Origin of the sequence: Mycobacterium sp. E183, from assembly GCF_001667735.1 — a bacterium.
GTDB lineage: Bacteria > Actinomycetota > Actinomycetes > Mycobacteriales > Mycobacteriaceae > Mycobacterium.
In genome coordinates, this window is record NZ_LZJN01000090.1 from 35,988 (window position 1) to 47,019 (window position 11,032).

7 protein-coding genes and 1 pseudogene are annotated in these 11,032 nt (G+C 66.0%); 4 read left to right on the top strand and 4 right to left on the bottom strand.

What is annotated here, in order from left to right:
• Nucleotides 1-14 precede the first annotated feature (14 nt).
• The 3 genes from A5691_RS09165 to A5691_RS09175 all read right to left on the bottom strand — a co-directional run bounded on the left by A5691_RS09165 (nucleotide 15) and on the right by A5691_RS09175 (nucleotide 2,510).
• On the bottom strand, nucleotides 15-1,115 hold the full coding sequence (locus A5691_RS09165) for an NAD(P)-dependent oxidoreductase (protein ID WP_067748926.1): 1,101 nt from the start codon (nucleotides 1,113-1,115) through the stop codon (nucleotides 15-17).
• Nucleotides 1,116-1,122: 7 nt separating this feature from the next.
• On the bottom strand, nucleotides 1,123-1,647 hold the full coding sequence (locus tag A5691_RS09170; RefSeq protein ID WP_067748928.1) for a nuclear transport factor 2 family protein: 525 nt from the start codon (nucleotides 1,645-1,647) through the stop codon (nucleotides 1,123-1,125).
• A gap of 62 nt (nucleotides 1,648-1,709) precedes the next feature.
• Complete coding sequence (locus A5691_RS09175) at nucleotides 1,710-2,510, bottom strand: acyl-CoA thioesterase II (protein WP_067748931.1); 801 nt, start codon at nucleotides 2,508-2,510, stop codon at nucleotides 1,710-1,712.
• A gap of 124 nt (nucleotides 2,511-2,634) precedes the next feature.
• Here A5691_RS09175 and A5691_RS09180 point away from each other — a divergent pair, with 124 nt between their 5' ends.
• Both A5691_RS09180 and A5691_RS27925 read left to right on the top strand, forming a co-directional pair.
• Nucleotides 2,635-3,864, top strand: coding sequence for an acyl-CoA dehydrogenase family protein (locus A5691_RS09180; RefSeq protein WP_068017676.1), 1,230 nt, complete (start codon nucleotides 2,635-2,637; stop codon nucleotides 3,862-3,864).
• 12 nt (nucleotides 3,865-3,876) lie between these two features.
• Complete coding sequence (locus A5691_RS27925) at nucleotides 3,877-4,746, top strand: hypothetical protein (RefSeq protein ID WP_067781972.1); 870 nt, start codon at nucleotides 3,877-3,879, stop codon at nucleotides 4,744-4,746.
• A 63-nt stretch (nucleotides 4,747-4,809) separates the two neighbouring features.
• Here the strand turns inward: A5691_RS27925 and A5691_RS09190 are convergent.
• A pseudogene (locus A5691_RS09190) lies at nucleotides 4,810-6,000 on the bottom strand (cation:proton antiporter); the annotation flags it as partial.
• Nucleotides 6,001-6,214: 214 nt separating this feature from the next.
• Between A5691_RS09190 and A5691_RS09195 the strand changes: the two are divergent.
• A complete protein-coding gene (locus A5691_RS09195) occupies nucleotides 6,215-7,981 on the top strand; it encodes an NAD(P)/FAD-dependent oxidoreductase (RefSeq protein WP_156675662.1) in 1,767 nt (588 codons plus the stop codon).
• Between the two features lie 190 nt (nucleotides 7,982-8,171).
• Nucleotides 8,172-11,032, top strand: a 2,861-nt coding sequence (locus A5691_RS09200; RefSeq protein ID WP_156669905.1) for a type I polyketide synthase, incomplete at its 3' end; no start/stop codon positions are given.

The window sequence follows — 11,032 nt, forward strand, 5'->3', positions numbered from 1 at the left end:
GCCCGGCCGGGTAGCTAGTCGACGCCGGCCAGCGCGGCGGTCCCGTATTTCTTTTCGATCAGCGACCACGGGTCGGCGTATGGTCCACGCCCCTCGAGCCGGCGCTGCACCATCAGGACGGTGCGCAGTACCGGGCGCAATACGGGGCTCAGCAGTCGCACGACGGTCCGCAGGCGCCCCTGTGTTTGGGCGATCCACGCCAGGGTGTCGGACCAGTCGTGCTCCTGAAAGTTCAGCAGCGCCTGCGCTTCGGTGGTGTCGTACCAGCCGGTGAAGCTCCAGCCGCGGTCGTCGGTGGGGTCGCCGGGCAGGCTGGCGGACGGGCCCAGGCCACCCAGGCCGACGGCGTCCATGAGTCCGTCCTCGAGGTCGCGCTGGGTGAGCACGTAGGTCTCGTTGCCGCCGATCAGGATCACCTTGCCCGCGATCGCCGACTCACGGTCGACGCCGTTGGCGAAAGCGAGCGCCACATCGCGCGCGTCCACGGCGTGCATGCGGTTGTCGCCGGGCATCGACCGCATCAGCAGCAGCGAGTCGCTGTTGACCGTGGTGTGGGTATCCGGCGAGATGACCCCGCCCAGGCGGAACAGCGCGTACGGCAGGCCACTGTCGCGGATCGCCGCCTCGGCGAGGACCTTGTCCTGACCGTATTGGTCGATGGGGTTCACGGGGGTATCAGGGGTGATCCGCTCCGGCTGGCGGTAGGGGTTGCGCGATCCGTAGACCGCGGCGCTGGACGCCATCAGGAACAGCGGCGGCCGGGGGAGCGCGGCGCAGGCCGCCAAGAGATTCTCGGTGCCACCGACGTTTACCTTGCGGGCCAACGCGGGCTTGCGATACGACAGCGGGGACACGACCGCGGCGAGGTGGACGACCGCGTCGGGCCGATGAGTCGCGGCGAGCCCGCGCACCGCCTCGGCGTCCAGCAGATCGGTGTAGGCCGCAATGAGCGTGCCGGGGTACCCGCCGGCGGCCAGCTCGCGTTCGACGGCGACGGTGTTGTCGTTGCGCAGATCCATTGCGATGACGGTGCGTCCCCGCTCGAGCAGGATCTGAGTGCAACGCTTGCCGACTTGTCCGAACGCGCCGGTGACCAAAACGGTAGAGGCAGTCATGGCTTTGTCATTGTCCCATCAGTCGATTGGCGGCTCTGCCGATCGCGCGTCGGATTCGCTCGGAGACGTAGATCGAGAATACTGGGGTGACGATATCCTCTCGCACGCGAGTTAGCTTGGAGCTCTTGATAAACCACTGACCGTCGACGTTCTCATAGGTCTCGTGGTAGTGGCCGTACCCCACCAAGGTCACGCCTGCTCCGAATCGGACGACGTCTTGCACCGCCCACACCCCGCGGGCGGTGGTCGCCGAAGTGAGCGTGATTTCGGGGGCGTGCACCTGGTGCGCCGTGGCCTGGGCCGGCCGCCCGAGGGCCTTGCGGGTGAACGACACGAACTCGTCCGCGCCCTCGATGACCTTGCCGCCCGCCTCGGCGGTGTCGCTGACGAAGTCATCGGTGAAGACGGTTCGCCACGCCGCCCAGTCCTTGTTGTCGAGGTATCGGCAATAGCGAGCCTTGAGCTGCTTGATCGATTCGATGTCCAGCAGTGTGGCCGCGTCGGCGATCGCGTCGTGCGCGCGCTGTGTCATAGCGGCTCTATTCCTTCGGTGTGCGCCCCTGCGTGACGTTTCACTGGCGAAGTGTAAACCTGTCAGCCCTTGAAGTAGACGACCTGATGCGTGGTCGCCAGCAGCGTGCCCTCCCGCGTCCATACCTGCGCGCTCTGGTCGAAGTAGCCCCGGGAGAAGCGGTTGGCGTGGGCGGTGCACAGGACGAAGTCGTCTCCCAAATGGTCGAGTTGGTGCTGGTCGGCGTGGAAATATGTCGTCAACGAGATGGTCCCCGACGGGATGACGTTGCCGCGGCGCAGGAACACGCGCGGATAGAAGACGTCGCTCAGGGCCGCCAGCGCCGGGTAGTCGACGGGGCGGTGGGCGCCGTCACGCACCCACAGTGTGGTCGTCGAGGATTCGCTCGGTTGCCCGTCCTCCCTGGGAATTTGTCCCTCGACATACCGCATGTCGTAAAGGCTGGTCCATCGAACGATGCCGGGATCGGTGGGCGGAACCTGCTCCGGGTCCGGTGCGCTCGGCGGGCGGCTTTCCGTGTCGCCCCAGCTGTCGCGGCGCAGAGCGAACAACGCGGTCACCGTTGTCTTGACGTCTCCATCCTGGCCGAGTTCGGCGATCCAGTGCTGGTTGCTGCGGTTGGTGCGCGCGGCCCGCAGTGAGATGTCGAAGTCGCCGTCGGCGATGGGGGCGGCGTAGTTGACCGTCAAAGCCAACGGTTCGCCGATGCGCTCGGGGTGCGATTCGATCGCGTGCAGCATCGTCGCGGCGGTGATGCCACCGAAGGGCCCCACCATATTGGCCCATTCCGGATGGGTCCGGCCGCGCCTGGTGTCGGCGTCGATGGTTTGCAGCCGGATGGCGTCGTCGAAGGGGTGCGTCATGAGTCGTCCGCAGACTACCGGCGGGGGACGCGACGCGGCGCCGAGGGCGGGGTCTCGACTGCCTCGGCTCCGCTGCTGTACAGTCGCCCAGCACAAGGTCGACGCTCGAATGAGAGGCCATCCGGTGACTTCCGAGTCGGTCGCAGAATTCCGGAGCCGGGCCAGGGCCTGGCTGGCCGGAAACCTCCCTCGGCTTGATTCCGAAGACGCAATGGCCCTGCAGCGCGACGAGCTGGCTTCGTGGCGCCGCGCGCGTGAATTGCAGAGGAAGCTGTACGACGGCGGATTCGCCGGCATCTGCTTCCCGCGCGAGTGCGGCGGCCTCGGGTTGGGCTACGAATACAAGAAGGCGTTCGACGCCGAGGCCCTGGCCTACGAGACGCCGCTCATGCTCAACGTCCCGTCCTTCGCCATCTGCTGCGCGACGATCCTCGACATGGGCAGCGAGGAACAGAAGCGCACCCACATAGCCGCCGCGCTTCGCGGCGACGAAGTGCTGGTGCAGTTGCTGTCGGAACCCAGCGGGGGATCGGATCTTGCGGGCGTCCTCACCCGTGCCGACCGCAGGGACGGACGATGGATCATCAACGGCGCCAAGACATGGAGCACGTGGGCATTCGCCGCGGACTATGGGCTGTGCCTGGCCCGGACGGACTGGAACGCGCCCAAACACGAAGGGCTGACGATGTTCCTGGTGCCGCTTCGGCATCCCGGCGTCATCATCAACCGCATCAAGCAGGTCAACGGCTCGGTCGAATTCTGCGAGGAGTGCTTCGACGACGTCGACGTCGGTGACGACGCCGTCGTCGGTGAGCCGGGTAAGGGATGGGACGTCGCGTCGCGCCAGCTCTACCACGAACGTCGCAGCATGGGCGACGGGTCGGAGTACACCAGCGGGCCGGGAATCGCCGAGGCCGAGGATGTCTCCGTCGACCTGCTGTCGGTGGTCGAGAAGGCGAAACAAGCCGGCAACGAACGTGTCCGGGAAATGGTCGGGCGAGCTTTGGTGCACAGGGCGGTGCATGGACAACTCAGCGAGCACGTCTTCCACGCCGTGGCCGGCGGTTCGCTGCCGCCCGCCGCGGGATCGATCATCCGGCTCTACATGGCCGAGGTGCACGACGTCGAAGTCGACACCGCGCTGGCCGTCGCCGGACCGGCGGCCGTTATCGACGACGGGACGGGTTTGCTCGACATCGGCACGCGCTACCTGGGCCGCCAGATTGCCAGCATCGGTGGCGGGACCACGGAGATGGCACGCAACGTGATCGGGGAGCGGGTCCTGAATTTCCCGCGCGAGTACGCCGCCGACCGTGGCGTGCCGTTCAACCAGGTGCGGCACGGAAAAGCTTGAAGGAGGCCGGAATTGAGCGACCAGCTTCGTGACATCCGGGAGTTGGCGGGAGACTCCGAGGCATACCGGGACGAGCTGTATCGGCGCTGGACGGGTCTGCTCAGCTACCGCTACATCGGCCGCAAACACTCCTCGATGGACATCGGTGAGGTCGACGACACCGTCACCATTCGCCGTGACATGCGCAACGAGGCCGGTGGAATCATGGTGGCGCCGTTGGCCATCTCGTCCCCCGAAGGATGCCAGACGGACATGGTCGCGGTGCCCAATCCGGTCATCGCGTCGGTGCAGATCATCGACCCGGGCTACGACGTCAGGCGGGTCGAGATCGTGGGTTCGGGCATCGTGCACCAGGGCCGCACCATGGGTTACGGGCGGTGCAAGATCGTCGACGCCGACAATCCGGATCGGGTGATCGCCTTTAACGAGGGGCAGGGAGCGATCATCGGCATTCCGCCGGAAGGCCTGGGCCGGATGGACGTTTCGGGTACGGAATTGGAGATCGAGGACTCGCCGGACCTGCCGCCGCTGTGGCAGGCCTTCGGGGCCAGCAGGCGGGACGATGGCCATTGGGTGCTGCCCGAGCTCAGCACCGAACTCGCTTCGCCGGACGCCGCGCTGCACATCGGCCCGCAGCACGTCGTCCTAGAAACCGCGGCGATCGACCTCGCCGCCGGCGTCGCGGGGACCCGAAAGCTCCAGGTGGTCAGCTGGCACGTCATGTTCATGTCGCGCGGCAAGGTGGGTCCCTTCCGGGTCGAGGGGGTCGCCCACCGCGGCGCCCCCGGCCGCGTCGGCGTGCGCATGCTGCTGCACGACGAGGGGAACGCGGACAAGGCCGTCACCTCCGCTGCGGCGGTCTTCGACGTCCTGGATTCTTGACCGGCCGGTGGGGGACGCCTCGCCTGCCCGGTGCCGCCCATAAACGAACTCGAATATCGGCGTGGCCATCAGGGTCGTGACCACGGCAACCAGAACGAGGATGCTGAAGAGCGTCGGGGTGATGATGCCGGCCTGGAGCCCGATGTTGAGCAGAATGAGTTCGATCAATCCGCGGGCGTTCATCAAGGAACCCAGCGCAACGGCCTCACGAAAAGGGACTTTCCTGAGCCACGCGACCACCGCGCACGAAACGCCCTTGCCAAAGATCGACAGCAGGAGCATTCCCACCGTCACCGCCCACAGTTTCGGGCTGTTCACCAGGCCGATCTGGGTATTCAGCCCCGAGTAGACGAAGAACAGCGGCAGCAACAACGTGGTCACCAACGGCTCGAGCCTGGCGGTGAGTTGGTGGGCGAAGAAGCCGGACGGCATTGCCGCGCCCAGGACGAATGCGCCGAATATCGCGTAGATGCCGATCGCGTCGGTGAACCATGCGCACGTCATGAGCAACACGAGGACGGTGCTGAACGTGGATGTGCTGACCGCGTTGCGGCGCTCGGATCTCGCGCCGAGGGCGGCCAGCGCTTTCCGCCCGACGGTCAGGAGCAGCGCCGTGTAAAGAATGCCACCGGCTATCGCCGTGGCGGCTGTGGTGGGATTGCCTCGATGGATGGCGAGCACGACGGCGAGGATGCACCAGGAGAGCGCATCGTCGATCGCGCCGCAGATCAGGGCGAGCGTACCTAGAGGCGTTCCGGAAAGCCGTTGTTCGAAAATGATTCGGGCCAGCATTGGAAACGCGGTGGTTGCGATCGACGCGCCCAGGAACATCATCGCCAAGGCGAGCGAGACGCCTTTTCCGAACAGCACGCCACTGTTCAGCAGGGGCAGGGCGACAAGCGCACCCAGGGCAAGCGGCGCGAGGATGCCCGCGGCCGACACGGCCGCCGCGGTGCCGGCGCGGTGTTTGACGAGGTTGGCGTCGAAGCTGAGGCCGACGAGGAACATGTACAAGACCAGGCCGATCTGCGCCGCGGTGTAGAGCACCGTGTTCGCCTGCCCGGGCGGAAAGAGATCGTGCTGCACGCCGGGCGCGAGCCGGCCCAGCAGCGAGGGGCCCAAAAGTACGCCGGCAATCATCTCGCCCACGACTTGGGGTTGCCCCAAGCGTTGCGCAACCAGCCCGACGAACCGGCATGTTCCGAGGATGACGGCAAGTTCGAGGAAGAAATGTACGGCGGTTGCTGCCGGCATGATGACGTCCTGAGTGTCTGTGGTCGGCTTGATCAGGGCGCCAAGCGCGACGAACGGTTGAGATCGGCTTTGCCGCAGCGCATCTGGCCGCAATGCCGCCAGCGTCCCGCCACCTCGACGCCGTGGGCTTGCAGGCTTGCGAGAGTCCTCATTTCGTGTAACGTACTTAACTATTAAGTAACTTAATCTCCCTGGCTTTGCAAGAGGTGGACGTGTGGACGTGCGCGCGCAGCTGTCGCAGTTGAGCCCCGAGGCGCGCGAGACGCTGGCGCGAAGGATCAAGGGCCTGTTGGATGCCGACAAGGTCGGCTCCGATCACGACGTCACCATCGTCGGAGGTGGTGCGGCGGGGCTGACCCTGGCGCTGGAGATCCAAACCGCCAGGCCCCAGACCCGCATCGCCGTCATCTCGCCCACCTCCCACCCAGTGCCTGAGATCACCCACACAGTCGGCGAATCGACGGTCGAGGTTTCCGCCCACTACCTCCGTGAACGCATTGGGTTGGCCGAGCACTTGCAGACGTCGCAGATCCGCAAGATGGGCCTGCGAATGTTCTTCTCCCACGGCGGCAACACCGATATCGCCGAGCGGTTGGAACTCGGCAGTTCCTCCTACATCCCCCAGGTGACGTACCAGATCGACCGCGGCAGGCTGGAGAACGAGCTTTACCGACGTTGCCACTCGGCGGGCATCGACGTCCGCCGCGGCCGCGCGGTCTCGGTCGAGTGCGGTTCCGGCGGACACCCGCACACCGTTTCCATCCAGAGCGGTGACACGATCACCCGAACGACGGCGCGTTGGGTGGTGGATTCATCCGGACGAAATCGTGCGCTGGCCCGCCAACTGGGTCTACGGCGCGCCAACGAACACAACTGCAATGCGGTGTGGTTGCGTGTCGCCGCCGAAATAGACGTCGGCCGGTGGAGCGAGGATCCGGCCTGGCAGGCCCGCATCGTCGAGGGTGATCGCGCGCTGTCCACGAATCACTTGATGGGGGAGGGCTACTGGGTCTGGCTGATCCGGCTCGCGTCCGGATCCACCAGCGTCGGCATCGTCGCCGACCCGGCGTTCCACCCGTTCGACCGCTTCAACACCCTCAGCAAAGCTCGGTCGTGGCTCACCGAGCACGAGCCGCAATGCGCGGCGGTGCTGGCAGAACACGAACACCTGATCAAGGACTTCAGGGTGATGAAAAACTACAGTCACGGCGCCACGAAGGTTTACGACGGCCGCGACCGTTGGTGTCTCACCGGAGATTCGGGGATCTTCCTCGATCCGTTGTACTCGTCGGGCCTGGACCTCGTCGCCATCGGCAACGGCCTCATCACCGACATGATTGTCCGCGAACTCGACGGTGAAGACGTCGTCGCGCGGTCGGGAATCAGCGACTCGCTGTTTCGATCCCTCACCGACATGTGGCTCGCCGTGTACTGCGATCAATACGCGCTGATGGGTTCGCCGGCCGTGATGTCCGCCAAGGTGATTTGGGACATCGCCTTCTACTGGGGCTTTGTCGGCTTGCTCTACCGGAACGGGCGGTTCGTCACTGTCGCCGACGATCCACAGGTGGTTCCTCACCTGGAGGGGTTGATCAAGCTCAGCAACCGCACGCAAAGGTTCTTCCGGGAATGGGCCGCGGTCGAGACGGCACGACCGTCGGCCGGGTTCGTCGATTTGTACTCACCGTTGAACTTCATGGTCAGCCTGCACACCGCGATGATCGGCGAAAGCCCGGACTTCGCCGCGCAGTTTCGCGCGAACGCCCGCCTCTTGCACCAGCTGGCCGGCCAGCTCGTGGAGACCGTGATCTCGGAGAAGTGCGACCGGTTCTCCGAAGACGGTGTCATGCAGCAGGTGCAGGCGTGGCAACGCGACTCGCTTCTGCGGGAACTGCGAGCCATCTACCGCCACGAGCAGGAAATCAACCCGATCAGCCGGGCGTGGATCCTCGGCGACGCACCCGTACTCGAACCACGTTGACCCGAACACGATTCGCGCACGACCCGGTTCTCACGGTCGAGGCCAGTGAACTCGCCGGCGGCCGGCCAGCGCCTCGGTCGGGCCGGGGCGCGGAGTATCCCGCACAGCGGACGCGGGATGCGCACGCATCGCACTCCTCGAAGGCGATCCGGCGCGGACCGGTGCACGGTCGTAGGGCGAAAGGATGAACATGCGCGCCGCAGCCGGGACTCGTGAACCCTTGGCGATCGTCGGAATCGGTTGTCAGTTCCCAGGCGGTGCGCGGACCCCGGAAAGCTACTGGCACTTACTCTGCAGCGGAACCGACGCCACCGACACCGTCCCCGAATCCCGGTGGAACGCCGCAAAGTACTACGACCCGAACCCCGCCAAGGTCGGCAAGATGGTCACCCGGCGAGGCGGGTTCCTCAGCGAAATCGACCAGTTCGACCCGCAATTCTTCGGAATCTCTCCCCGCGAGGCGCACCTGATCGATCCGCAGCAACGCCTCCTGCTGCAGACGACGTGGGAGGCGCTGGAAGACGGCGGAATATCCGCGGACAGCCTCGCGGGAACCGAGGTAGGCGTCTTCGTCGGCGGTTTCACCCTCGACTACCAACTTCTGCAGAATCGGGGCCGCTCCAGCCGGTACCGATTCAAGGCCCATTCCGCCACCGGAATGATGATGACGATGCTGGCCAACCGGATCTCGTTCGCCTTCGATTTCCGGGGTCCCAGCATGACGATCGACACGGCGTGCTCGAGCTCACTTGTCGCCGTACACCTTGCGGCGCTGAGCATTTGGAACGGCGAATGCGACGTCGCGCTGGCCGGTGGGGTCAATGTCATGATCGGGCCGAACACCGCCATCGCCGAATCGAAGAGCGGATTCCTCAGTCCCGACGGGCGCTGCAAGGCGTTCGACCGTTCCGCCGACGGCTACGCGCGGGGAGAAGGCGGCGCCGTCGTCGTCATCAAGCCGCTCGAGCGCGCGGTGGCCGACGGTGACGAAATCTACGCTCAGATTCTCGGCTCCGCCGTGTCGCAGGACGGCCGCACCGACGGCATCACGGTGCCCCGCGCCGCGGCCCAGGAGGCGGCCATCATTACGGCGCTGCGCAGGGCGGGTATCCGTCCCGACGAGGTCGGCTATGTGGAGGCGCACGGCACCGGCACCCCGGTCGGCGATCCAGTCGAGGCCGGGGCCCTCGGCAGTGTGTTGGCTGCGAACCGGTCACCGGCCGATCCACTGCTGATCGGCTCGGTCAAGACCAATATCGGCCACCTGGAAGCCGGCGCGGGGGTCGCCGGATTGATCAAGGCGGCGCTGGTGCTCAAACATGGGTACATCCCGGCGAACCTGCACCTCAATGATCCGATACCGCTTGCGAATTCGGGTATCGAAATTCCGGCCACCGGTCGTCCGTTTCCGGGCAACGGGCGACGCGTCGCAGGGGTCAACTCCTTTGGCTTCGGCGGCACCAACGCTCACGTCGTGCTCGCCGAGCCGCCGTTTCCCGGTCCAGCCGGCCTAAAGCGGTCGCCGCAGCTGCCGCTGGCCGTGCTGCCGGTTTCGGCGCGTTCGCAAGAGGCGTTAGCCGCGACGGCCCGTCGGCTGGCGGAACACCTCGACGCCCACCCGGAAATCTCACTGCACGACCTCGGCTACACGCTGAGCCGGCGCCGCACGCACCTGACGCATCGCCGCGCGATCGTCGCGGACGGTGTGGCCGACGCGCTGAGTCAGCTTCGAGCCCTGGCGGAAGGGCAGAGCCCGGTCGACCGGACGCCGCCGGCCAAGCCGAAGGTGGCGTTCGTCTGCACCGGGATGGGGCCCCAATGGTGGAAGATGTGCCGGGGGCTGCTTGACGCCTATCCCGCCTTCGCCGACAGCATCGCGCGAAGCGATCGCGAGCTATCCCGTTATGCCGATTGGTCTTTGACCGACGAACTCCGCGCCGACGAAACGGGTTCTCGGATGTCGGAGACGGATGTGGCCCAGCCCGCCAACTTCGCCATCCAGATAGCGCTGGCCGAGCAACTGAAAGAATTCGGCATCATTCCCGACGCCGTGGTGGGGCACAGCGCCGGCGAGGTGGCCGCCCACTACCTGGCCGGCGTCCTCACCTTCGAACAGGCGATCCGCGTCATCTACCACCGAAGTCGTCTGCAACAGCGCACCAGAGGTCTGGGCCGCATGCTCGCTGTCGGCCTCGGCGCCGAATCGCTGATGCAGGCGCTGGAAATCCCAGCGGTCGACGCCATCGGGCCGGGTGTATCCATCGCCGCGGTCAACAGTCCGTCTGCGGTCACCATCGCAGGCGATGGTGACGCCTTGGGCCGCATCGCCCGCCGACTCGACGAGCTCAGGATCTTCAATCGCTTCCTCAACGTGCAGGTGCCGTATCACACGCACTACATGGACGCGGTGAAAGAAGACCTCTTCGGCGCTCTGCAGGGCGTGTCTTCGGGCCCGGCAACCATCCCGCTGTATTCCACGGTGACTGGCGAACGCCTGGAGGGCTACGCCACCGGCGACGCGTACTGGTGGCAGAACACGCGCGCCACAGTACTTTTCGAACCCGCGGTGAGCCGAATGCTCGACGACGGATACACCCATTTCGTGGAGCTCGGGCCACATCCCGTCCTCGCGACGTCGATCGTCGAGATCGCCTCCGCCCAGAAGGCCGAGGTGGTGGTCTTGCCGACGCAGCGGCGCGACGCCGACGATGGCCGCACGCTGATGAATTGCCTTGGCGCGCTGCACTGCGAAGGGCACCTTGTGAGGTGGGAGGCTCTCTACCCCCGGCACGGGGCGCGGCCGCTGAAGCTTCCGCTGTACCCATGGCAGTCCAAACGGTATTGGAACGAAACGCAGGAAGCCGCGGAGGACCTGCACTACAACCCGGTGCATCCCCGAGGAAGGGCAACATCGCGGTGCTCAACTCCGCTTCCCAGGTGGGGTGCACCGCGCCGCTCACCGGTTGCCCGAGCAGGGGATGCACCGGGTTGTAGTGCAGGTCCTCCGCGGCTTCCTGCGTTTCGTTCCAATACCGTTTGGACTGCCATGGG